Below are 22,985 nucleotides of genomic sequence, written 5' to 3'. Positions count from 1 at the left end.
CCGCAGCGCCGGGAGGGTCCGGCGTCATGCGCCGGGAGAGGAGCGGGACGATGTCCATGCACGGCAGTACGTCCAGCTCCCTTCAGGGCAGCCCGCGGCGGACTCCGGAGTAGTCCCTGCTGCTCCGTCGAGTCCGCCCCGCACGGGAGCTGCCCGGGGCGGCCGCTTCGAGCACGCGCTGGTGTCGCGTGGGCCGCCCTGCCCGGAGGATTGGCCGAGAGGTAAGGCATTGGCTCGGTTCGGGCCAAGGTCGGGCCCAGAAGCCCGCGCACGTTCGATCCGTGCATCCTCCGCGGGGCGCCGGGCGTCAGCCCAGCAACCGCTCCAGCACCACCGCGATGCCGTCCTCCTCGTTGGAGGCCGTCACCTCGTCGGCCACCGCCCGCAGGTCCGGGTGGGCGTTGGCCATGGCCACGCCGTGTCCGGCCCAGGCGAACATGGGAAGGTCGTTCGGCATGTCGCCGAAGGCGATCGTCCCCGCCGCCTTCACGCCCAGCCGACGGGCCGCCAGCGACAGTCCCGTCGCCTTCGACAGGCCGAGCGGGAGCAGTTCGACGATGCCCTCGCCGGCCATGGTGACCGTGACGAACCCGCCGGCGGTGCGGGTGGCGGCCTCGGCCAGCTCGTCGGAGGTCAACTCCGGATGCTGGATGTACAGCTTGTTCAGGGGCGCCGCCCACACGTCGGCGGCATCCGTGAACGGCATCGCGGGCAACGCGCCGTGGACCTCGTATCCGGGACCGACCAGCACCTCGCCGTCCAGCCCGTCACGGCTGGCCGCCAGGTACAGCGGGCCGACCTCCGCCTCGATCTTGGCCAGGGCCACCCCGGCGAGCTGCCGGTCCAGCGTCACCGACGTGAGCAGCCGGTGGGCTCCGGCGTCGTACACCTGCGCGCCCTGGCCGCAGACGGCCAGTCCGGTGTAGCCGAGGTCGTCGAGTATGGGGCGGGTCCAGGGCACGGCGCGGCCGGTGACGACGATGTGGGCGGCGCCCGCCGCGGTGGCCGCGGCGAGCGCGTCACGGGTGCGGCGGGAGACCGAGTGGTCGTTCCGCAGCAGCGTGCCGTCGAGATCGGTGGCGACGAGCCCGTAGGGGAAGGCCGCGCTCACTTGGTGACCGGTTCGAGGAACTCCCGGCCGCCCAGGTACGGACGCAGCACCTCCGGCACGCGGACCGAGCCGTCGGCCTGCTGGTGGTTCTCCAGGATCGCCACGATGGTGCGCGGTACGGCGCACAGCGTGCCGTTGAGCGTGGCCAGCGGGCGCACCTTCTTGTCCTCGCGGACGCGGATCGACAGCCGGCGCGACTGGAACTCGGTGCAGTCCGAGGTCGAGGTCAGCTCGCGGTACTTGCCCTGGGTCGGGATCCACGCCTCGCAGTCGTACTTACGCGCGGCCGAGGAGCCCAGGTCGCCCGAGGCGACGTCGATCACGCGGAACGGCAGCTCCAGCGAGGTCAGCCACTGCTTCTCCCACTCCAGCAGGCGCTGGTGCTCCGCCTGGGAGTCCTCCGGGGCGACGTACGAGAACATCTCGACCTTGTCGAACTGGTGCACGCGGAAGATGCCCCGGGTGTCCTTGCCGTGCGAGCCGGCCTCGCGGCGGAAGCAGGGCGAGAAGCCCGCGTAGCGCAGCGGCAGCCGGTCGGCGTCGATGATCTCGTCCATGTGGTACGCCGCCAGCGGCACCTCGGAGGTGCCGACCAGGTAGAGGTCGTCCTTCTCGAGGTGGTAGACGTCCTGCGCGGCCTGACCGAGGAAGCCGGTGCCCGCCATGGACTGGGGGCGGACCAGGGCCGGGGTCAGCATCGGCGTGAAGCCGGCCGCGGTGGCCTGGGCGATCGCCGCGTTCACCAGGGCGAGTTCCAGCAGGGCACCGACACCGGTGAGGAAGTAGAAGCGCGAGCCGGACACCTTGGCACCGCGCTCGACGTCGATGGCGCCCAGGATGTGGCCGAGCTCGAGGTGGTCCCTGGGCTCGAAGCCCTCCGCGCCGAAGTCGCGGATGCTGCCGTGCGTCTCCAGCGTGACGAAGTCCTCCTCGCCGCCGACGGGCACGTCGGGGTGGACGAGGTTGCTCAGCTTGGACAGCAGGTCCTGCGTCTCGGCGGCGGCGGCGTCCCGGTCGGCGTCGGCGGCCTTCACGTCGGCCTTGAGCTGTTCGGCCTTCCTCAGCAGCTCGGCCTTCTCGTCGCCGGCCGCCTTGGGGATGAGCTTGCCGAGCGACTTCTGCTCGGCGCGCAGCTCGTCGAAGCGGACGCCGGACGACCTGCGCCGTTCGTCGGCGGACAGGAGAGCGTCGACGAGTGCGACGTCCTCTCCACGGGCGCGCTGCGAAGCGCGCACACGGTCGGGGTCCTCACGGAGCAGGCGAAGGTCAATCACGCGGTCAAGGCTACCGGTGCGGGATGACGGCCCACGACTCACTATTGCGGAGGAACAGATCACGTGGCGTTATGAGTGAAATGCGCCTTGTGTTCCTGGGGTCGGATCCCAGGGTGCCACCTCCTTGAGCAGTCGCGTCGCCCGCTGCCGGTCGGACCGAATCCCTTGCGTGGGGCGGCACTTGGGTCTGGTTGTCCACAGGCATTTCCACTCCGGGAAAGTTATCCACAGGGTGTGGGGAGGATCTGTGGACTTCGGAATTGATCACTCCGAAGCGGTGGCCGATGCCGGGGATTCCCCGCACAAACCCTCTCTATCCCCACCTTTGAGGGGAAAGGCTTCGCCCTAAAGGGTTGACCAAGGGAAAAGAATGGACGAAGGGTGAGGGTCGGAACGATGGACGCGATCATGGGGAGAAGGGTGATTTATCGACCGAAGCGCGCTTCGGTGTCGACTTGTCCCCAGGTCGAGAAGCGGACCTGTGGATAACTTCTGTGGACAACTCCCCCGCAGGGAAGGACCGGACTCCGGGCCGCCGCGCCTCGTCTCAGAACCGGCCGTCCTGGCACCGCGCCACCCAGTCCGCCGCCCCCGTGAACTCCTCGTCCGACGTCCCGGGGAACGGAGGCCGCACCTCCCCCGGCCGCACATCCGCACGCGGGTACGAACCGAGATAACGCACCTGGAGACAGATCCGCTTCAGTCCCATCAGCGCCTCGGCCATCCGGCGGTCCGAGATGTGGCCCTCGGCATCGACACAGAAGCAGTAGTTGCCGATTCCTTCGCCGGTCGGCCGGGACTGGAGCAGCATCAGGTTGATGCCGCGCGTGGCGAACTCGCCCAGCAGGTCGCGCAGGCCGCCGGGATGGTCGTCGTTCTGCCACAGCACCACGGAGGTCTTGTCCGCGCCGGTGGGTGCGGCCGGCCGGGCGGGGCGACCCACCAGGACGAACCGGGTCTGCGCGTTCTCCGCGTCGTGGATCCCCGTCTCCAAGGGCTCCAGGCCGTACCGGGCCGCCGCGAACTCACCGGCGAAGGCGGCGTCGTAGCGGCCCTCCTGGACCAGCCGCGCACCGTCCGCGTTCGAGGCGGCCGATTCCCAGACGGCGTCCGGGAGGTGTGTCTTCAGCCAGTTGCGTACCTGCGGCTGTGCGGCCGGATGGGCGGTGACCGTCTTGACGTCCGACAACGTGGTGCCCGGACGCACCAGCAGCGCGAAGGTGATCGACAGCAGCACCTCGCGGTAGATCATCAACGGGGTACCCGCGACCAGCTCGTCGAGGGTGGTGGTGATCCCGCCTTCGACCGAGTTCTCGATGGGGACGAAAGCGGCCTCCGCCTCGCCCACCCGCACCGCGTCGAGCGCGGACTGCACGGACACGTAAGGGATCAGCTCACGGGTCGCCGCCTCGGGGAGGGTACGCAGGGCCACTTCGGTGAAGGTGCCCTCTGGGCCGAGATACGCATAGCTCGCTGGCATGTCCTCACCCTAATGGGCCTTCGCCGACCGCAACTCCCGGAAAGCCCCCAGGGGTGACACCGGGCCGCTCTCACCCCTCCAGCAGCGCCTGACCCACATACTCGCCCTCCGCCGCACCACCCGGGACCGCGAACAGTCCGCTGGCCTCGTGACGGATGAACGGGGTCAGCGCGTCGCCCCGGTCCAGCTTGCGCTGCACCGGCACGAAACCGCGCAGCGGGTCCGCCTGCCAGCAGATGAACAGCAGACCCGCGTCCGGGACCCCGTCCGGGGCGATCCCGTCGTGGTACGAGAACGGGCGGCGGAGCATCGCCGCGCCGCCGTTCTGGTCGGGCCGGGTGATCCTCGCGTGGGCGTTGAACGGGACCACCAGAGCGCCCTCGGCGTCGGTCTTCTCCAGGTCCATGGCGGTCGTCTCGGTACCTCCGGACAGCGGCGCCCCGTCGGACTTCCGGCGCCCGATCACCTGTTCCTGCTCCGTGACCGACAACTGCTCCCAATCGTCCAACAGCATGCGGATACGGCGTACGACGGCATAGGAGCCGTTCGCCATCCAGGCGGGCTCGCCCTTCTCCGGTACGAAGATCCGCTGGTCGAAGTCGGATTCGGTGGGCTTGGGATTGCGGGTGCCGTCGACCTGGCCCATCAGGTTGCGTGCGGTCATGGGGTGGGAGGTGGCACCCGGGGACCGGTTGAACCCGTTCATCTGCCAGCGCACCCTGGCCGCCGACCCCGCGTCCTTCTGGACGGCGCGCAGGGCGTGGAAGGCCACGAGGGCGTCGTCCGCGCCGATCTGCACCCACAGATCGCCGTTGCTGTGCGCCTTGTCGAGGCGGTCGGAGGAGAAGTCGGGCAGCGGGTCCAGGGACACCGGGCGCTGCTTCTCCAGCCCGGTACGCCCGAAGAAGCTGTGGCCGAAACCGAAGGTGAGGGTCAGCGAGGAGGGACCGGCGTCACGGGCCACACCGGTGTCTCCCTGAGCGGTCGGCTCGCCCGCCATCAGCCGACGGGCCGAGTCCGACCAGCGGCGCAGCAGGGCGGCCGCCTCCTTGCGGCCGGCGCCGGGGGCCAGGTCGAAGGCGATGAGGTGGCCTCGGGCCTGGAGGGGCTGGGTGATGCCCGGCTGATGTTTCACGTGAAACGGCACGCGGCTGTCGCCCAGCGACGTCAGCGGTGTGGCTCCGGTGGGCGCCGAGGCGTGTCCCACGGCCCCGCCCGCCGCTCCGAGGACGAGCCCCGTGGCACCTGCCGTGCCGAGCAGCCGGCGGCGGGAGACGCCTGCCCCCGTGGTGCGGCCGACGGGCTCCTCCTGGAGCGCCTGCGGGGCACGGACCTGTGGAATGGACTGGTCAGCCATGGTGGTTCAGCCGATCTGCGCGTTCTTCGAGACGGTCACCTGGTCGATGTCGGAGGTGCGCACGGTCACCTCGACCTTCCAGTCGCCCGCCATGGGGAGTTGCACATCGCTCGCCGACCAGTGCCCGGCGGCGACGCGGTCGGGGATGACGGGCAGCGGCCCGATGTCCTGGGCGGAGAGGGTGAAGGCGATCGTCACCTCGGGGATGTCGAGCGGGCGGCTGCCCGCACCCTCCACATAGACGTGCAGGACGTTCTTTCCGACGCGGGCCGGATCGAGGTCGAGCGAGACGACGCCTTTGCCGTTCTCACCGCCGGTGTCGAAGGGCATGTTCAGGGTCACCGCGCCGGTGCCCTGGCCGGTCGAGGAGGAAGCGGAGGAGGCGGCACCGGCCGCCTGGGCCTCCTGTTCCGTGCGTCCCGGCTCTGTCTGCGTCAGCACGGTGGTGACGGCGAGCAGGACGACGGCGATGCCCGCCTCGGCGAGCACGGAGCGGCGCAGCCCCGAGCGGTGGGGGTCGGCGTTCCGCAGGCGCTTCTGCCGGGCGTTCTCCACCGCGGCCCGCTGCCGGGCGAGCTGGGCGGCCCGCGCGGATCCCGCCCCGTCCACCGCTCCGGCCCCGGACGCCCTTCCGGCCCCGGCGGTGGCTCCGGGTCCGGTGGCCGTTCCGGCTGCCGTGGTGACCGTTCCGGCGCCGTCCGCCGCTTCGGCTCCGGATGCCGCTTCAGCCCCGGTCGTCGTTCCGGCCCCGGCCGTGGCACCGGCCCCGGCCGTGGCTTCGGCGGTCGGGTCCTCCGTGTCGGTGGCCTTCTCCGTCCCTCCGGCACCGACCGCGTCCCGGCGGGCGCCGGACGTCGTCCGGGCACCGGGCAGAGCCGACTCGGTCGCGGCCGCCTCCTCGGCCGTGCCCGTGCCCGTCCCCTCGGTCGCGGCCCTCTCGGTCGCAGGCGTCTTCTCGGACGTGCCGGTGCCTTCGGCGGTCCCGGCCGCCACGGGGGCCCCGGCCAGTCGCGCCGTCCACCGCCGTGAGACGGAGGCGACACCGACCAGCACCACCACGAGTCCGAGCTTGACGAGGAGCAACTGCCCGTAGCGGGTGTCGGTGAAGGCCGACCAGGCACCGAGCTGCCGCCAGCTCTGGTAGGTCCCGGTGAGGACCAGCGCGATCACGCTGCCGAAGGCGAGTCGCGAGAACCGCCGGACGGCATCGCGGTCGACCGGAGTCTCGGCGGGCGCCCGCAAGAGTGCGACGAGCAGCGCGGTGAGCCCGCCGAACCAGGCGGCGACGGCCAGCAGGTGCACCACGTCGACCGGCATGGCGATACCGGGCTGGAGCCCCTGGGAGGCGTGCTCGGACATCGCCCAGCTCGCGGCGAGCCCCGCCGCGACGACCGTGCCCCCGATCGCGAGGCCGAAGGTCAGATCACGCTTCTCCTCGTCGTCACGCTCGTCGTGGGAGCCGAACAGCACGGCGATGAAGAGCGCCGCCGCGGCGAGCAGCAGCAGCCGGGAGACCAGCGCCGCACCCGTCTTGGTCTGCAGCACGTTCCCGAGCAGCGAGAGGTCGAAGACGTCGCCGACCGCGCCCGAGGTGGTGTAGGAGCCGCGCAGGAGCAGCAGTCCGAGCGTGGCCGAGGTGAGCGCCAGCCACCCGGAGACGACCAGCCGCTGCATCACCCGCACCCCGGAACCGCGCCTCCAGCAGGCGAGCACGAAGGCGGCACCGCCGGCCATGACGGCGAACCCGGCGTACGACACGTACCGGCCGAGGCCGTACAGCCAGCCCACCGGGCCGTCGTCGGACCCCTGCGCGGAGACCGAGACGGAGGTCTCGGACGGTGCGCCGATGGAGAAGGTGAAGGCACCGGCGACCGGATGGCTGTCCGCCGACACCACCTGGTAGGCCACGGTGTACGTGCCGTCGGGCAGCCCGCTGAGCAGTCGCACGGTGTAGGTGGTGCCGCTCGCGTTGGCCGGGTCGCCCTTGTCCACCCGCGTCCCCTTGGGATCCAGCACCCGCACGGCGTCGTCGCTGACCGCGACCGGCTCGGAGAAGGTGAGCGAGACCTGGGTGGGAGCCGTGTCGACCACCGCCCCCCGACCGGGGTCGCTGCCGGTCAGCGCGGCGTGCGCGGACGCGGGAGCGGCCCCGGCGAAGAGCGCGCCGGTGACGGCCAGGAACAGCAGCACCAGGGTCCGCACGCGGGGGGCGATGATCTGGGTCACAGGGGTGTCTCCCTCAGTGTCCGGTCTTCGGGGTGTAGGTGGCGGGCTTCACCGGGATCTCGACCGTGACGGGGTCGGAGTGGTCGAAGCGCAGTTCGACGGACACCTTCTGGCCCTGCTTCGGCCGCTGCTTCAGCTGCTCGAACATCAGGTGGTTGCCGCCGCTCTCCAGCACCAGGCTGCCGTGGGCCGGGATGTCGAGTGCCTCGACCTGCTGCATGGCGCCGTCCACGGTCTCGTGCACGGTGACCTCGCCGACGTCGCTGGTGACCGAGGTCAGCCGGTCGGCGGCGTCGCCGTCGTTGGTGATGGTGAGGAAGCCGGCGGCCATGTCCGAGACCGGCTGCGGCATGTACGCGGAGTCCACGGACAGGTCCGCCCCGCCGTCACCGGAGCCCGGTCCGTCCGAGCCGCCGCACCCGGCCAGCGTCAGCGCCCCGGCGACTACCAGGGCCGTCACCGCCAGGCGCCTCACGGCTTCGCGCCCTTGATGAGCTTCGGGAGGTCCCTGGTGTAGTCCTCGACGGTGGCGTCCTCACCGTAGAGGACGTAACCGCCGTCGGTCTCGGGGGAGAAGGCGATGACCTGGGTGCCGTGGTCGGAGACGGTCTTGCCCTTGTCGTCCTTGCGCGGCGGGTCGATGGTGATGCCGAGGGTGCGGGCACCGGCCTGGATGGTGGCGAAGTCGCCGGTCAGGCCGACGACCTGGGGGTCGATGCCCTTGAGCCACGTGCCGAGCGCGGCGGAGGTGTCCCGCTCGGGGTCGGTGGTGACGAACACGATCCGCAGCTTGTCCTGCTGGTCCTGGGGCAGCTGCTTCTTGGCCACGGCGAGGTTGTTCATCGTCAGCGGGCAGACGTCGGGGCAGTGCGTGTAGCCGAAGTAGATGAGGGTGGGCCTGCCTGCGGTCTCGGCGCGGAAGTCGTACTCCTCGCCCCGGGTGTCGGTCAGGACGAGGTCGGGCTTCTCGAACGGCTTGTCCAGGACGGTGGCCGCCTTCTCGGCGCCGGCCTCCTCGGACACCACGGCCACGGGGTCGCCACCGCCGTCGTTGCCGCTGCCGCAGGCGGAGAGGGTGAGGGAGGCGGCGGCGAGCAGGGCTGCCGCCGCGAAGGTCTTCTTGCGCATGGATGGTTCCTGGAAGTGAGTGCTGGGCGCGCACCGGGGCCGGCGCGGGGCAGCGGATGGCCCCGGTGCGCAGGGTGGGGAGGAGCGGGGGATCAGGCGGTGGTGCGGCGGCGCCCGGCGAGCACGCCGTAGGCGACGCCCGCCGCGCCGACCACGATGCCGACGACGCCCAGGACACGGGCGGTGGTGTCCGTGCCGCCGGAGTCGCCGTCGCCGGAGGTCCGGGCGGACGCCTTCTCGGCCGAGGCGGAGTCGGAGCCGGAGTCGGAGCCGGAGTCGGAGGCCTTGTCGGCGCCGGAGGCGCCGTGGTGGTCCCCGGTGGCGGCGGAGAGGGCGAGCACGGGAGCCGGGTGGCCGGGCTCTTCCTGCCCCTTCTGCGGCACCTCGATCCAGCGGACGACCTCCTTGTTGGAGTAGGTCTGCAGGGCCTTGAAGACGAGTTCGTCGGCGTCCTCGGGAAGAGTGCCGACGGACACAGGGAACTTCTGGAAGAAGCCGGGCTCGATGCCGTCGCCCTTGGCGGTCCAGGTGACCTTGGAGACCGCCTCGTCGATCTTCTTGCCGTGCATCTCGAGCGGCTTGTCCAGCTTGGACTTGGTGACCTGGATGTCCCAGCCCTCGACCGGCTGCGGCATCACGGAGGCCAGCGGGTGGTCCGTGGGGAAGTTGATCTCGAGCTTGGTGGTCGAGGCGTTGTCCCGCTCGTTGGGGACCTTGAAGCCGAGGACCGCGTAGCCGCCCTTGGCGGCTTCGCCCTCGGGCTGCACGCTGACGTGCGCGAGGGCGGGGGAGGACAGGGCGAGGACGGTGGCACCGGCGACGGCGGCGGTGGCGGTGATACGAGAAGCCTTCACGGCAGAAGCACTCCGCTTCGATCGAGGTTTCGCTGACGGTGAGGACACGCCGGGGCGCGGCCGGACGGTCCGCCTTCACGACGGGGCCCCGGACGCACACGGGCGACGGACGCACACGCGCGGGCCGCGCGCGGGCGTCGCCTCTCCTCACCGCAAGCCCGGAAGCCGGAAGCTCAGAAGGGCGGAAGCCGGAAGCCCGGAGGGCCTCGCCGACCCGGAGGTTGCGGAGTGGCGGTCGCCTCGCGTCAGGCGGCGAGAGCGAATGCGGGGGCGGCGGCGGGCGGGCCCCGGCGGATCACCGTGTGCTGGAGCGCGGGGCTCCGGGGCACGGGAGCCGTGAGCAGGGCGGCACGTCCCCGACGCGGGGCCTCCTGCGGTGCTCCCGGAAGACCGGCGCGCAGGGCGCGCACCAGGGCGAGCGCCGCGCGGAGGGACCGTACGAGGGCGCCCTCGGCGACCCCGTGCGCCGACAGCTCGGTCAGCCGCAGCAGGGCCAGCTCGCCGCGGCGCAGCAGCCATCCCGCGGCCACCGCCGCGAGGACGTGGCCGAGCAGCATCGGCAGCGACGGCAGCAGGGCCGCGGGCGAACCGGGGCCGGCCGTTACAGCGTCCGCCGCATGGGCGTCCGCCCCGCCGGGGTGGATCCCCGCGTCGGTGAGGACGCGCTCGGCCCGCGCGGGGCTGATTCCCGTCGCGGCGGTTCCGCACAGCAGCCGCGCGGCCCGCTCGACCAGCGCGGCGTCGGACAGCGCGGACGACGGACCCGCGGCGGGTGCGCCGTGCTGTCCCAGTCCGAACAGGGTGTGCAGTGCCGTCTGGCCGAGCGCCAGCATCGCCGCGATGCCTGTCAGGGAGCGCGTGCGTCCGGCGAGCGGCGCGGCGATCGCGACCGCGCCGAGGAATCCCGCGCCCAGTGTCCACAGCGGGACGGCGGCGCGGGAGGCGAGGGTGTGGCCTGCCCCGGCCAGCACGACACAGACCGCGGCGAACACCGCGGCCCGCAGGATCCGGACGCCTCGTCCGGAGCGCACCGTGTGCGGAGGGGGGGCAGACATGGCGGCCTCATCATCGCACCGGCCCTCCGCTCGCCGTACGGCAGGTCCGCAAGATGAGGTACGACCGTAAGATCACCTCTGCCCGGGACGCGCGGAGTCGCGCCACATGTACCGGTCGCTATCACGTCACACCCGCCATATGGGCGGCGTCACGTCAACTTCACGCTTACAAGTGAGTACTCAGGGCAATACGTAACGGTATGTCGAGCCGCAGCCAGGAGGCTGGAGCATGAGCATCTGGTGGTCACTCCATCTGCGGCGCGACGCCGCCAGTGTGCCGCTCGCCCGGCGCCTGCTGCTCGGCACCATGGAGACCGCGGGCGTCGACCCCGACATCTCCTACGACCTCTCGATCGCCCTCAGCGAGGCCTGCGCGAACGCGGTCGAGCACGGCGGGGACACCGCACGGGGCTGCACCTCGGAGGCGTACCGGGTGACCGCCTACCTCGACGGGGAGAAGTGCCGCATCGAGGTCACCGACGCGGGCCCCGGCTTTCCCGCCGCGGCCGCCGGCGGCCGCCCCCGGCCGACGGTCCGTCCGGCGCCGTCCGACGCCGAGAACGGCCGGGGCCTCTGTCTCATCCGGGAGCTGGCCGACCACGTGCACTTCGGCAACAAGCCGGGCCGGGGCGGCGCGGTGGTGAGCTTCGACAAGATCCTGAAGTGGCGCGAGGACGCCCCGCTCGTCGCCGTCTAGGAACGGCCGCACCCCGGCGCGGCGACGGCCGGGTACGCGAGCGCGTACCCGGCCGTGCCGTCGTCGTGCGGTGGGTCAGCCCTTCAGGCCGGCCATCCAGGCCTCGACCTCGTCCGACCGCCGGGGCAGTCCCGCGGACAGGTTCCGGTTGCCGTCCTCGGTGACGAGGATGTCGTCCTCGATGCGGACGCCGATGCCCCGGTACTCCTCGGGCACGGTCAGGTCGTCGGCCTGGAAGTACAGGCCCGGCTCGACGGTGAGCACCATGCCGGGCTCCAGGGTGCCGTCGACGTAGGTCTCGGTCCGCGCGGCGGCGCAGTCGTGGACGTCCATGCCGAGCATGTGGCCGGTGCCGTGCAGTGTCCAGCGGCGCTGCAGCCCGAGTTCCAGCACCCGCTCGACCGGGCCTTCCACCAGACCCCACTCGACGAGCCGCTCGGTCAGCACGCGCTGCGCGGCGTCGTGGAAGTCCCGGTACTTGGCGCCCGGCTGCACGGCCGCGATGCCGGCCTCCTGGGCGTCGTACACGGCGTCGTAGATCTTCTTCTGCAGCTCGCTGTAGCGGCCGTTGACCGGCAGCGTGCGGGTGACGTCGGCCGTGTAGTACGTGTGCGTCTCCACGCCCGCGTCGAGCAGCAGCAGGTCGCCCGAGCGGACCGGGCCGTCGTTGCGGACCCAGTGCAGCGTGCAGGCGTGCGGGCCGGCGGCGCAGATGGAGCCGTAGCCGACGTCGTTGCCCTCCACGCGGGCGCGCAGGAAGAACGTTCCCTCGATGTAGCGCTCGCTGGTCGCCTCGGCCTTGTCCAGGACCTTCACGACGTCCTCGAAGCCGCGCACGGTGGAGTCGACGGCCTTCTGCAGCTCGCCGATCTCGAAGTCGTCCTTGACCAGACGCATCTCGGAGAGGAAGACGCGCAGCTCCTCGTCGCGTTCGGCGGTGACCTTGTCGGTCAGTGCCGCCTCGATCCCGGCGTCGTGGCCGCGCACCGCACGTACCGGGCCGGTGGCCTCGCGCAGCGTCCCGGCGAGTTCGCGCACGTCGGAGGCGGGGATGCCGTACAACTTCTCGGACTCGGTGAGGGAGTGGCGGCGGCCGACCCACAGCTCGCCCTGGCCGTCCAGCCAGAACTCGCCGTTCTCACGGTCGGAGCGGGGCAGAAGGTAGATCGTCGCCTCGTGGCCTTCGGCCGTGGGCTCCATGACGAGGACGCCGTCCTCCGTCTGGTTGCCGGTGAGGTACGCGTACTCGACCGACGCGCGGAAGGAGTACTCGGTGTCGTTGGAGCGGGTCCTCAGGTTGCCCGCGGGGACGACCAGACGCTCGCCCGGGAAGCGGGCGGACAGCGCCGCGCGGCGGGCGGCCGTCTCGGCGGCCTGCGCGATCGGCTCCAGGTCGTGCAGTTCGGTGTCGGCCCAGCCGCTCCTCATGCTCTCGGCCAGCTCGTCGGACACGCCCGGGTACAGGCCGTTCTTGCGCTGCTTGACGGGCTCCTCCTCGGCAGTCTCCGGGGTCTCCGGCAGCTCCTCCGCCACGGTCATCCTCCTCGATACGGCACTGGACCACCCCCATCGTACGGTCGGGCGGAAACGGACGAACCGGCGCTGTGCCTGTTACCGACGACCCACGCGTGGACGACCGCCGGCGGAGGCACGGTGGCGCGACGGCACCTCCGGGCGGTGGGCCGCACGACGCTCCCGCCGGCGCACCGGCTCATGACAACGGGGACCGCGTGCGTCGCGCGGACCAGGCGGCGGCCGGGCAGGGCCCGTCAGGACGCGGCCACGGGCACCGGGTGGTTCCGGGCCGTCACTCGAACCGGGCCGCCAGCAGCACCACGTCCTCCGTGGAGTCCGCGGTGCCGGCCCCCTCCGGCAGCACCGCGCGCAGGACGTGGTCGGCTACGGCGCCGGGGTCCCGGCGCAGGGCCGTGGGTACTCCGGCCGCCGCGGCGTGCAGCCGGGCGAAGGCCCGGTCGGTCGGGTCGCCGGTGCGGTGCAGCAGGCCGTCGGTGTAGAACAGCACTGTCTCCCCCGCCTCCACCTGGACCTCCACGCTCGGCGCCTCCCAGCAGGCGAGCATGCCCAGCGGCGCGGAGACCGAGGTCTCGACGAACTCCGTGCGGCGGTCCCCGAGCAGCAGCGGCGGGCTGTGTCCGGCCCCGGCGAGGGTGATCCGGCGCAGGGCGGGCTCGCAGTAGCCGAACAGGGCGGTGGCCGACCGGGCGGGCTCGGTGAGCCGGAGCAGCAGTTCCAGGTCGGAGAGGACGGCGACCGGGTCCTCGCCCTCCATCACGGCGTACGCCCGCAACGACGCGCGCAGCCGGCCCATCGCCGCGACCGCGCTGGGCCCCGACCCGGTGACGGACCCGACGGCCAGACCGAGGGCCGCGTCCGGCAGCGGCAGCGCGTCGTACCAGTCGCCGCCGCCGCGCGGGGACGTGCGGTGCCGCGCGGCGAGCTGCACGCCGGCGACCCGGGGGAGGCGCGACGGCAGGAGTTCCTCGGTCATCGTGGCCATGGACGTGCGCGTGTGCTCGAGCTCGAGCAGCCGGCCCAGGTACTCGGCGGCCTGACGGATGTAGAGGCCGACCAGGTGGCGCTGCCGCTTCGACGGCTCGGCCGGCTCGTCGTAGAGCCACACCGCGGCGCCCAGGCGTCCGGCGGCCCCGGTGGTGAGGGGGAGGGCGAAGCTGGCGGCGTAACCGAGGCGGGCGGCGACCTCGCGGTGTTGGGGGTCGAGCCCCTGCTCGCCGAACAGGTCGGGTTCGCTGATGCCGTCGTCGGCGCCGGGCAGACCGTCCAGGATCCTGCCGTACGAGAGGGAGCTGCGCGGCACCGTCTCGAGGTGGCCGAGGTCCGAGCGGGCCAGGCCGAGGCCGACGGTGGTGGCCGGGCCGAGTCCGTCGGCGGGCTCCAGGGCCACGAGACCACGCCGCGCGCCGACCAGCGCGGCTCCTGCCCGGAGCAGTTCCCGGAGCGCCTCGTCGAGCGTGCCCGCGCGGACCAGGCGTTCTGTCAGCTCGTGGAGGGTGGTGAGGTCGGAGACCCAGCCCGCCAGACGGTCCTGGAGCAGCGCGCCCGGCGCGTGATGGATGTTTGCCACCGGGGCCGGAGAGGTACCCGTGACGGACGCGACAGTGTGGGCCGGTGCGGGAACCGTTGAATCGATTCCGGCCACTTTCGGCGGGTGCGGGGCGTTCATGGCGTCCGGCTTTCCGACCGGTACGTACTGCTCGAAAGCATCGCGAACCCCCATGTCATTCTGCGTCGCCGGCAGTGTCTCCACATGTACACGTACTCGTGAGGAGATGTCCAGCATTGTCCTGCTGGGATTCCTGGTGTCTGTGAGACTGAAGGGAACTCCCCGCAGACCCCTTGCCGAAAAGCGAAGTTGGCTTGAAACTGCCTCAGGGGGAGGCATATTGCGGTCGACTGGCCTTGCTCGACGGAAGCGTCACAGCGGTCGTGATGGGTACGTACTCGGTGAAGTCCAGGAGTGGTGGGTAACCGCTCGGGAACCTGGCGACGGACCCGGGCGTCTTAACCACCGACGACCGTGCCCCATCCTCCCGTGGCGGAGGCGGAGAGAACCACGCGCGACGGTAAACGCCAGACTTCGCCACCCCCACGCCACGCCCGTACTTCTGACAGACGCGGTACGGGTGGAGCGGCCGCGGAGGCAGCCCATGCTCGGCCCGGAGGGGTTACCCCTGCCCGGCGCGGGGGTGTGATGCGCCAACAGGTACGCACAGTGAAGTGATCGACACATGACGTGATCTGGACCACGGTGTTGCCAGGCGTGCAACGGAAAGGAACGAGCGCTCATGCGCGAGATCCTCGGAAGGCGACGCAGGCTCCTGTCCCGGCGCGGTGACGGCGGGCCCGAGCTGATCGGCGCGGCCCTGACCTACGCGGCGCAGTGGCGGTGGCCCGTACTCCCCGGCGTGACGGCCGACCCGCAGGGCCGGTCCCGCTGCGGCTGCCCCGACCCCGAGTGCACGGTGCCGGGTGCCCACCCGTTCGACCCCGGCCTCCTCGCCGCCACCACCGACGCGCGCATGGTGCGCTGGTGGTGGGGCAACCGGCCCGCGGCGCCGATCATCCTCGCCACCGGAGGCAGGGCCCCGTGCGCGGTGTCCCTGCCCGCCGTGCCGGCCGCCCGCGCCCTCGGGGCCCTCGACCACCACGGCATGCGGCTGGGGCCGGTCGTCGCCTCGCCCACCCGCTGGTCGATCCTGGTGCAGCCGTACTCCATGGAGCAGCTGGGCGAGCTGCTGTACGCCAAGGAGTTCGTCCCCGGCTCCCTGCGTTTCCACGGCGAGGGCGGTTATCTCGCCCTGCCCCCGTCCGAGACGGCGCAGGGCGGAGTCCGCTGGGAGCGGGCGCCGCTGCCCGGTTCGGCCTCGCCCTGGGTGCCCGGCGTCGAAGCCGTGGTGGACGCCGTGGTCGAGGCCCTCACCCGTACGGGCGTGAGCGCACCCGAGATGTGACCCGAACCGGCGCGCGCGGCGCCGGCCGACCGCCCCGGGGCGCTGTCTTCCCGGGGCACGTCGCGTCATGCCGGGGACCGCGTCAGGGCCGGCCGAAGAGCTCCGCTCGTCGCCCTCGCCGCCGCCGTCGTGGGCGCCGCCGCGGCCTGTGCGGTCGCTCCGCCCCCAGGGGCGGAGCCCGCGGGCGGCGCCGGACGGCCGCACGACTCCGGACGCTCCTCACCCAGCGACGGACGCTCCTCACCCAGCGAAGCCGAAGCCGCCGAGCCCGGCGACGGGAAGGCGCGGACGCCGCCCGCCGCGGACCCGTCGCCGCCCGGCCCGCACGGATCCACCGCCGTCCGCTGCGGGCCCGCGCTCTCCTCCCCCGACGGCATCGAGGCGCGGACCTGTGTGGTGGCGCAGGGCGACACCGTCCGGGCGCGGACCTACTACCGCGACGCCGGCGGTGAGGAACGGGCCGTCGCGCTGAGCCTCATGGGTCCGGACGGCCGGACCGTGCTGACACACTGCGTCCTGGACACCGGCGACGAACCCGCCCTGTGCGAAACGCCGCGCGAGCGCGGATCCGGGAGGCTCGCGCGGTACACGGCGATCGCGGAGTTCGCGGACCGCACCGCGGGAGAGCGGTTGCTGCTGCGCGCCGGAACCAACTGACGTACCGGGAAGACCGGTTGACGGTGTCGACGGCCGGTGGACCGGGCGGAGACGAGCCGTGACGGGACGGAGGCGAACCGTGGACGGGGCGGAGACGCGCCGTGGACCGGCGGTCGCGCTGCGTGAGCGGCGGTGGGCACGCAAAGACCCGGTTGCTGGCGACGGGGGATGCACCAGCAACCGGGCTAATGGAACGGTAACAAGATATCGGCGGTTCGCAAATTCGATCTCGGCTTTCCGGTCACCGACTGGCTTGTACGCGAGGGGAGTTGTGCGTTCGGACGCTGAGGCGTGACGCGGGGGGTTCCGCCGGCCGGCCGCCGGCGGAACCCCCCGGTCCGCGGGTGCCTCAGCTGAGGGTGACCTGGCGGTTCGTCAGGCCGCCGCGGGCGCGGCGCTCGTCGGCGGTGAGCGGCGCGTCCTCGGCGAGTGCGGCGGTGAGCCGCTCGGCGAACTCGGCGGCCGGCTTCTCCACGTCGTCGGCCCCGACTCCGCTGGGCAGGTCCCAGACCGGCACGGTGAGCCCGTGAGCGCGGAAGGAGCCCACGAGACGGGTGCCCTCGCCGAGGGAGGAACGGCCGGCCGCGTGCAGGCGCGCGAGAGCGTCCAGAAGCTGCTCCTCGGGGTGCGGCATGACCCACCGCAGGTGGTTCTTCTCAGGTGTCTCGCACCAGTACGCGGAGTCCACGCCCGACAGCTTGACGGTCGGGATGGCCGCGGCGTTGGCCCGCTCCAGGGAGGCGGTGACGTCCGGCGTGGCGTTCTCCGGGTCCGGGACCCAGAACTCGAACCCGCTGTGCACCACCGGCTCGAACGCGCCGTCGGGATCCAGCAGGTCCTGCAGCCGGGGGCCGTCGGCGGGCGCGCGCCGCGCCTGCACCGGCGTGCCCGGGTCGGCGGCGAGCGCACGCTGCAGCGTGTCGGCCAGGTCGCGGCTGATGTCCCCGGAGGAGGTGTCGTTCTGCAGGCCGAGCAGGACCGAACCGTCGTCCCGGCGCAGCGCGGGCCAGGCCATCGGAAGCACTGTGGCCAGGGTCACGGACGGGACGCCCTCGGGCAGACCGTCCTTGAGGGGCAGCTCGACGGTGGCGGCCGGCACCAGCTCGCGAAGCGCCACCCAGTCGCACTCGCCGGGCAGACCCTCGAACGGGCGGTGCACCAGCTCGGTCACGGCGTGCGCTGCGGCACGGCCATGGCACGCCTTGTAGCGGCGGCCGCTGCCGCAGGGGCAGGGCTCGCGGGCGCCGACGACCGGGATCTGCCCGTCCGTGAGCTGCGGGCGCTTGGCCTTCGTCTGGGGTCGCTTCTTGGCCATCGTGGGTGTCTCCCGGTTACGGCTCGTCTCGTACGGGCGCGAGCCTAGCCGTTCGCGCCCCGACCGGCGGGAACCTGTGGACAACGGGCCGTCCCGTCAACACGCCGTCCCGCCCTCGGCCGGGGATGTCCTCGGCCGAGGGCCGTCCTCAGTCCAGGTCGTCGAAGACGTCCGCGAAGTCCAGCCCGGTGATGCGGGTGACCGGCGGGGCCGTCACGCGTGCCGCGAAGTCCTCGCGCCGGTGCGAGGCTGCCGCGTCCGGGTCGTACACGTCGTCGTGGACGACGACCCACACCGTGACCTCGCCCGGCACCTCGTCGCGCACGCCCCAGTCGTCGGCCAGCGCGGTGATGATGTTCAGCCCCCGCCCGCCGTGCGCCGTGACCGAGGGGGTCGCCGGCGCCGGGCGGGTCGGACCGCCGCCGTCCGTGACCTCGACGACGAGCCGGCCGCACGGGTCCACCCGCCACGCGGCGCGCACGTCGCCGTCCCCGGCAGGCACGCCGCCGAGTGGCCGGCCGTGCTTGCACGCATTGCTCAACAGCTCGGAAAGGATCAGTACGGCATCGTCGATGACCGTGTCCGCCACGCCCCCGTCGCGCAGCTGCGTGCGCATACGGTGCCTCGCCTTCCCCACGCCCGCAGGGCCATGGGGAACGGCCATGCTCGACGACGTGGGCACCTCCTGTGCCACCACCAACGCCACCCCCGAGACCTCCTTCGCCCCACGCCACGGAGTGGATGCCCCATTGGCCTGAACCGGAAACCGGCCGATCCATGAGGGGTGACGCACTCGAAACGATCGAACACGCACCGAACGCGCCGGAGCACTCCCCGTAACCGTGTGGCTGGAATTCATCGGTGTGGCCGAGATGCGAGGATGCGCCCGGCTCATGGGCGGGGTCAAGACATCTGCGGTTATTTCCTGGGGCGGATGGGACGGAAGTGGCGAGAAGCGATCACCGTGTGGTCACCGGCCGAGTCGGTCGAGCACCGCGCGGGGGCGGTTGGTGATGATGGCGTCCACGCCGAGACGCACGCAGAGGTCCACGTCCCGTGGCTCGTTCACCGTCCACACGTGCACCTGGTGGCCGGCCTCCTTGAGGCGTTCGATGGAGGCGGGGTGGCTGCGCGCGATGCGGATCGACGGTCCCGCGATCCCCACGCCGACGGGCAGCCGCCCGTCGCGCAGGCGCGGCGTGACGAACTGGGTCAGGTAGACCGTGGGCAGGGTCGGCGAGGCGGCGCGCACCCGGTGCAGCGACCGCGCGGAGAAGCTCATCACGCGCACCGTCGAGTCCTCGGGGGCGGCCGGGGTGTCGAGCCCGAACCGCTTCAGCAGGAGCAGCAACCGCTCCTCCACCTGCCCCGCCCACCGCGTCGGGTGCTTGGTCTCGATCGCCAGCTCGACCCGGCGCCCGGCGTCGGAGACGAGTTCCAGCAGCCGCTCCAGGGTGAGGACGGAGGTGGCCTCCCGGTCCTCCGGGCGGTGCTCCCAGTCGGGCTCCTCCACGCGCGGCCCGCCGGAGGGGTCACGGCTCTTCCAGGAGCCGAAGTCCAGGGCGGCGAGATCGGAGAGCTCGAGCGCCGAGACCGCACCGCGCCCGTTGGACGTACGGTTGACCCGACGGTCGTGCACGCACACGAGGTGGCCGTCGGCGGTGAGGCGTACGTCGCATTCGAGTGCGTCCGCACCGTCCTCGATCGCCTTGCGGTACGCGGCGAGGGTGTGCTCGGGGGCGTCCTCCGACGCCCCGCGGTGTGCGACGACTCGGGTCCGGTGCTGCCGTGCGTGGGTCACCGCGTCATGGTGCCACCGTGACCGGGTAGACGTGTGCCCGGAGTGGCGTGAACGGTGCGGACGTCCGGTCGGAGGCATCGGGTGGCGCGCCTTACGTGAGTAATGCCCTATATAAAGAATGGCCCCGGACCCACAGGAACGGCTTATGGTGCCCTGACGGCCCGTGGGAAAAGCTGACGTCATACAAAGTGACCAGCGCAGCTGCCTCGCACCGGACCCGTGGACGTGCGTGAACGAGCGGGTCCGAGTGCGACCGGGAAACAACAGCCGTGGATCGAGGAGAAAAGCTGTGAGCACCGAGAACGAGGGCAACGCGGTCCCCCCGGCCCCGTCCGCACCGCCGTCCCCGCCGGTGGATGCTCCCGCTGCTTCGGCGCACCAGGGTCACCCGGGGCCGGGAGCGACTCCGTACCCTGCCGCACAGCAGGGCTACGGTCCGCAGGGCACCCCGGCCGGCGACGCGCACCAGGACCCCGCCGCACCGGGCGGCCCGCCGGCCGGCGCCCACTCCTCCTCCGCGCCCGACCCCGCCTGGCCCCCGCCACCGGCCACCCCCTCCTACGGCGACGGCGGTGCCGGACACGGCGGCTGGGGCTCCTCGTACCAGCAGCCGGCACCGAAGAACGGCGGTGGGCGCGGCCGCACGGTCGCCGCGGTCCTGGTGGCCGCGCTGGTCGCGGGCGGTCTGGGCGGCGGCCTCGGCTACACGCTGGCCAGGGAGAACGACACCAACAGCTCGACCACCGTGTCGTCGTCCACCAGCGGCGGCAACGTGAAGCGCGACCCGGGCACGGTCGCCGCCGTGGCGGCCAGGGCGCTGCCGAGCACGGTCACCATCGAGGCCCAGAGCAGCAGCGGTGAGGGCGGCACCGGAACCGGCTTCGTCTTCGACACCCAGGGCCACATCGTCACCAACAGCCACGTGGTGGCGGAAGCCGTCGACGGTGGCAAGGTCTCGGCGACCTTCCCGAACGGCAGGAAGTACGCGGGCGAGGTCGTCGGTCACGCCCAGGGCTACGACGTCGCGGTCATCAAGCTCGACGACGCCCCCTCCGACCTCAAGCCGCTGACCCTCGGCAACTCCGACGACGTGGCCGTCGGTGACTCGACGATCGCCATCGGCGCGCCCTTCGGCCTGTCCAACACGGTGACGACCGGCATCATCAGCGCGAAGAACCGCCCGGTGGCCTCCAGCGACGGCAGCGGCAGCCAGGCCTCGTACATGAGCGCGCTGCAGACCGACGCGTCCATCAACCCGGGCAACTCCGGCGGCCCGCTGCTGGACGCGCAGGGCAACGTCATCGGCATCAACTCCGCGATCCAGTCCACCGGCAACGGTGGCTTCGGCACGGGCCAGGCCGGCTCCATCGGCCTCGGCTTCGCCATTCCGATCAACCAGGCCAAGTACGTCGCCCAGGAGCTGATCAAGACGGGCAAGCCGGTGTACGCCAAGATCGGCGCGTCGGTGTCCCTGGAGGAGACGGCGGGCGGCGCGAAGATCACCGAGCAGGGCGCGGGCGGCTCCGAGCCCGTCGACCCCGGCGGCCCCGCCGACAAGGCAGGCCTCGAGCCCGGCGACGTCATCACCAAGCTCGACGACCGCGTCATCGACTCCGGGCCGACCCTGATCGGCGAGATCTGGACCCACAAGCCGGGCGACGAGGTCACGATCACCTACGAACGCGACGGCAAGGAGCGCACCACGGAACTCACCCTGGGCTCCCGCGTGGGCGACAGCTGACCGCACCCGCGCACCCCGGACCCGTTACCCTTGTCCCCGCGCCGCCGATCACCGGCAGGCGCGGGGAGGCGTGCCCGAGCGGCCTAAGGGAACGGTCTTGAAAACCGTCGTGGCAGCGATGTCACCGTGGGTTCAAATCCCACCGCCTCCGCGCTGAGAGCAGGAGGAACGGCCCCCGACCTGGATGTCCGGTCGGGGGCCGTTCCCGTGAGAGGGTGGCGTGCCGCGCTCTGCGTGCTGTCGCGAGGAGGGGTCACGGTGCCGCTGCCTCTGGTGGGCGTGCTGCTGCTCGTCGCTCTGGCCGTCGCGGCGGCGAGCGCCGTGACCGTCGTCCTGATGCTGAACGTCTCACCCCTGGCTCTGCCCAGGCTCTGTGCCGTGCTCGCTCTGTTCTTCGGGGCTTCGGCAGCGGCCGTGTACTGCTACGGGTGGCTCTCCGTCACCCTGGGAGGGCCGTTTCCCGCACTGTGCGACGACCGGAACGCCTCCGGCGCCGCGTTGGCGGCCGTCGTGCAGGAGTACTGGCCCCTTCGCAGCGCCTGCGTCTACGCCGACGGTGCGGTGGTGGAGCACACCTCCGTGTCGATCAACGTGCTCGTCCTGCTGCCGGCCGGGCTCGCCGTCGTCCTGGTGTGTGCCGGCGCGGTTCTGCACCGGCGGGTCCGACCGGTGGCGGACGGGACGGCGAACTCCTGACGGCAGTGCAGAACGGCTTCCGAGGCGGGTAGGTGTCCGGGGGTCGTTCCACACGTGCTTCGTTTCCGAGGAGGTTCGATGTCCATGGCCGTCCCGGTGGCGTACAAGGGGCTCGAAGTGATGCCGGCCTGGTTCGCCGGTGTGGCGGTCGTGCCGGCCGCGGTCGGGATCGTCCTGGCCTGGCGGCGGAGGCGTTGACCGGAAGGTGAGGAGTGCACGGGCGGGGTGGGGCAGGGTGAGGGCATGGGATCTGATGGCTGGTACCTCACCGGTGACGTCGAGGACTTCCTCGGGCGGGCAGGGGACTTCCTGCGTGCGCGGCCCGGGCCGCACGTCATGCAGTTGACGTGGGCGGAGAGGGTACGGAGGCGGGGGGCGGAAGCGTTCGGCGGGGCCGTTCTCTTCGGGGTGCTGGAGCGGGCGGGTGCGGTGGAGGGGACCTTCTACCGGCTTGCGCCGCGAGGGATGGGTGTCAGCCCGCTGACGGAGGGACAGGCGGCGAGTCTGGCTGAGCGTCTGGCCGCCGTCCTGCCCTCTCTGCCCTCGGTCAGCGCGGACCACGCCGGCGCCACCGCGTTCGCCGGGGCCTGGCAGCGGCGTACCGGTGTGACGCCGAGGATGCGGGACACGCGGCTGCGGCTGTACCGCCTCGGCACGCTCACGCCGCCGGATCCGCTGCCGGCCGGGCGGGGGCGGGTCCTGGGCGAGGGCGATGTGGAGGAAGCCGCCCACTGGTGCCGGGAGTTCGCCGAGGCGGTGGGTGAGGAGGTCGACTGGGAGGTCGGCACGTGGGGGGAGAGCCGGTTCGCCGACAAGCGGTACACGCTCTGGGAGACCCCGGACGGCATGCCCGTCGCCGTCGCGGGGATGAACCCGCTGATCGGGGGTCAGGTGCAGGTGGACGTCGTCTACACGCCGGCCGGGCTGCGCGGCCGGGGGTACGCGGGCGCCGTGACGGCGGAGGTGAGCCGGGCCGCGCTGGAGGCGGGCGCGCGGGACGTCGTGCTGTTCGCGGACCGGGCCAACCCCTCCAGCAACGTCCTGTACCAGCGGCTGGGCTACCGCACGCTCACCGACTGGTCGGTGTACGACTTCGCGTGAGG

At 72.3% G+C, this 22,985-nt stretch carries 20 protein-coding genes and 2 tRNA genes; 8 read left to right on the top strand and 14 right to left on the bottom strand.

The features are described 5' to 3' along the window. Positions 1-204: 204 nt before the first annotated feature. Positions 205-293: transfer RNA gene (locus ACZ6A9_RS08930), tRNA-OTHER, on the top strand. A gap of 14 nt (positions 294-307) precedes the next feature. On the opposite strand, the gene ACZ6A9_RS08925 is transcribed toward ACZ6A9_RS08930, so the two are convergent. The 9 genes from ACZ6A9_RS08925 to ACZ6A9_RS08885 all read right to left on the bottom strand — a co-directional run bounded on the left by ACZ6A9_RS08925 (position 308) and on the right by ACZ6A9_RS08885 (position 10,485). After that, positions 308-1,111, bottom strand: coding sequence for an HAD family hydrolase (locus ACZ6A9_RS08925; protein ID WP_468981109.1), 804 nt, complete (start codon positions 1,109-1,111; stop codon positions 308-310). After that, positions 1,108-2,385, bottom strand: a complete 1,278-nt coding sequence (gene serS, locus ACZ6A9_RS08920) for a serine--tRNA ligase (RefSeq protein WP_468981107.1) — start codon at positions 2,383-2,385, stop codon at positions 1,108-1,110. The genes ACZ6A9_RS08925 and serS overlap by 4 nt, the downstream gene beginning before the upstream one ends. Before the next feature lie 547 nt (positions 2,386-2,932). Further along, positions 2,933-3,865, bottom strand: a complete 933-nt coding sequence (gene pheA, locus ACZ6A9_RS08915) for a prephenate dehydratase (protein WP_468981104.1) — start codon at positions 3,863-3,865, stop codon at positions 2,933-2,935. Between the two features lie 70 nt (positions 3,866-3,935). Further along, positions 3,936-5,222 carry an iron uptake transporter deferrochelatase/peroxidase subunit gene (gene efeB / locus ACZ6A9_RS08910; RefSeq protein ID WP_468981102.1) on the bottom strand — a complete coding sequence of 429 codons (1,287 nt, stop codon included), beginning with the start codon at positions 5,220-5,222 and terminating at the stop codon, positions 3,936-3,938. A 6-nt stretch (positions 5,223-5,228) separates the two neighbouring features. Beyond that, the gene (locus ACZ6A9_RS08905) at positions 5,229-7,448 is read right to left on the bottom strand and encodes a copper resistance CopC/CopD family protein (protein WP_468981099.1); all 2,220 of its coding nucleotides are present in this window, start codon (positions 7,446-7,448) and stop codon (positions 5,229-5,231) included. A gap of 13 nt (positions 7,449-7,461) precedes the next feature. Further along, positions 7,462-7,923 carry a copper chaperone PCu(A)C gene (locus ACZ6A9_RS08900; RefSeq protein WP_468981094.1) on the bottom strand — a complete coding sequence of 154 codons (462 nt, stop codon included), beginning with the start codon at positions 7,921-7,923 and terminating at the stop codon, positions 7,462-7,464. Further along, a complete protein-coding gene (locus ACZ6A9_RS08895) occupies positions 7,920-8,576 on the bottom strand; it encodes an SCO family protein (protein ID WP_468981088.1) in 657 nt (218 codons plus the stop codon). Before ACZ6A9_RS08895 ends, ACZ6A9_RS08900 begins: the two co-directional genes overlap by 4 nt. Before the next feature lie 92 nt (positions 8,577-8,668). Continuing rightward, complete coding sequence (locus ACZ6A9_RS08890; protein ID WP_468981084.1) at positions 8,669-9,430, bottom strand: YcnI family copper-binding membrane protein; 762 nt, start codon at positions 9,428-9,430, stop codon at positions 8,669-8,671. A 245-nt stretch (positions 9,431-9,675) separates the two neighbouring features. Then, complete coding sequence (locus ACZ6A9_RS08885; protein ID WP_468981079.1) at positions 9,676-10,485, bottom strand: hypothetical protein; 810 nt, start codon at positions 10,483-10,485, stop codon at positions 9,676-9,678. A 229-nt stretch (positions 10,486-10,714) separates the two neighbouring features. On the opposite strand from ACZ6A9_RS08885, the gene ACZ6A9_RS08880 reads away from it, so the two are divergent. Beyond that, positions 10,715-11,182, top strand: a complete 468-nt coding sequence (locus tag ACZ6A9_RS08880) for an ATP-binding protein (RefSeq protein ID WP_468981073.1) — start codon at positions 10,715-10,717, stop codon at positions 11,180-11,182. A gap of 75 nt (positions 11,183-11,257) precedes the next feature. Here the strand turns inward: ACZ6A9_RS08880 and ACZ6A9_RS08875 are convergent, their stop codons facing one another. Together ACZ6A9_RS08875 and ACZ6A9_RS08870 are read right to left on the bottom strand one after the other, a co-directional pair. Then, positions 11,258-12,715: an aminopeptidase P family protein gene (locus ACZ6A9_RS08875; protein ID WP_468981067.1), complete on the bottom strand. Its 1,458-nt coding sequence runs from the start codon at positions 12,713-12,715 to the stop codon at positions 11,258-11,260. Positions 12,716-12,989: 274 nt separating this feature from the next. Next, entirely contained in the window at positions 12,990-14,501 is a 1,512-nt protein-coding gene (locus tag ACZ6A9_RS08870) for a PP2C family protein-serine/threonine phosphatase (protein WP_468981062.1), read from the bottom strand. A gap of 505 nt (positions 14,502-15,006) precedes the next feature. Between ACZ6A9_RS08870 and ACZ6A9_RS08865 the strand changes: the two genes are divergently transcribed. Together ACZ6A9_RS08865 and ACZ6A9_RS08860 are read left to right on the top strand one after the other, a co-directional pair. Next, the gene (locus tag ACZ6A9_RS08865; protein ID WP_468981060.1) at positions 15,007-15,672 is read left to right on the top strand and encodes a bifunctional DNA primase/polymerase; all 666 of its coding nucleotides are present in this window, start codon (positions 15,007-15,009) and stop codon (positions 15,670-15,672) included. Positions 15,673-15,801: 129 nt separating this feature from the next. Further along, complete coding sequence (locus ACZ6A9_RS08860) at positions 15,802-16,329, top strand: hypothetical protein (protein ID WP_468981057.1); 528 nt, start codon at positions 15,802-15,804, stop codon at positions 16,327-16,329. Positions 16,330-16,678: 349 nt separating this feature from the next. Here the strand turns inward: ACZ6A9_RS08860 and ACZ6A9_RS08855 are convergent, their stop codons facing one another. The 3 genes from ACZ6A9_RS08855 to ACZ6A9_RS08845 all read right to left on the bottom strand — a co-directional run bounded on the left by ACZ6A9_RS08855 (position 16,679) and on the right by ACZ6A9_RS08845 (position 19,445). Then, on the bottom strand, positions 16,679-17,644 hold the full coding sequence (locus ACZ6A9_RS08855; RefSeq protein WP_468981054.1) for a DUF5926 family protein: 966 nt from the start codon (positions 17,642-17,644) through the stop codon (positions 16,679-16,681). 148 nt (positions 17,645-17,792) lie between these two features. Beyond that, positions 17,793-18,350 carry an ATP-binding protein gene (locus ACZ6A9_RS08850; protein ID WP_468981052.1) on the bottom strand — a complete coding sequence of 186 codons (558 nt, stop codon included), beginning with the start codon at positions 18,348-18,350 and terminating at the stop codon, positions 17,793-17,795. A 264-nt stretch (positions 18,351-18,614) separates the two neighbouring features. Next, positions 18,615-19,445: a glycerophosphodiester phosphodiesterase gene (locus tag ACZ6A9_RS08845; RefSeq protein ID WP_468981049.1), complete on the bottom strand. Its 831-nt coding sequence runs from the start codon at positions 19,443-19,445 to the stop codon at positions 18,615-18,617. A 289-nt stretch (positions 19,446-19,734) separates the two neighbouring features. Here ACZ6A9_RS08845 and ACZ6A9_RS08840 point away from each other — a divergent pair, with 289 nt between their 5' ends. From ACZ6A9_RS08840 to ACZ6A9_RS08825, 4 genes are all read left to right on the top strand, one after another. After that, a complete protein-coding gene (locus tag ACZ6A9_RS08840) occupies positions 19,735-21,186 on the top strand; it encodes a S1C family serine protease (protein ID WP_468981046.1) in 1,452 nt (483 codons plus the stop codon). A 64-nt stretch (positions 21,187-21,250) separates the two neighbouring features. Continuing rightward, positions 21,251-21,337, top strand: a tRNA-Ser gene (locus ACZ6A9_RS08835). Positions 21,338-21,444: 107 nt separating this feature from the next. Next, positions 21,445-21,882 carry a hypothetical protein gene (locus ACZ6A9_RS08830; protein WP_468981042.1) on the top strand — a complete coding sequence of 146 codons (438 nt, stop codon included), beginning with the start codon at positions 21,445-21,447 and terminating at the stop codon, positions 21,880-21,882. Positions 21,883-22,125: 243 nt separating this feature from the next. Then, on the top strand, positions 22,126-22,983 hold the full coding sequence (locus tag ACZ6A9_RS08825; protein ID WP_468981038.1) for a GNAT family N-acetyltransferase: 858 nt from the start codon (positions 22,126-22,128) through the stop codon (positions 22,981-22,983). Positions 22,984-22,985: the final 2 nt, after the last annotated feature.

It is taken from the genome of Streptomyces sp. NPDC041124, from assembly GCF_055592385.1.
The sequence above is the reverse complement of the archived record's forward strand: the minus strand, read 5'-3'. Positions and strand labels throughout refer to the sequence as shown.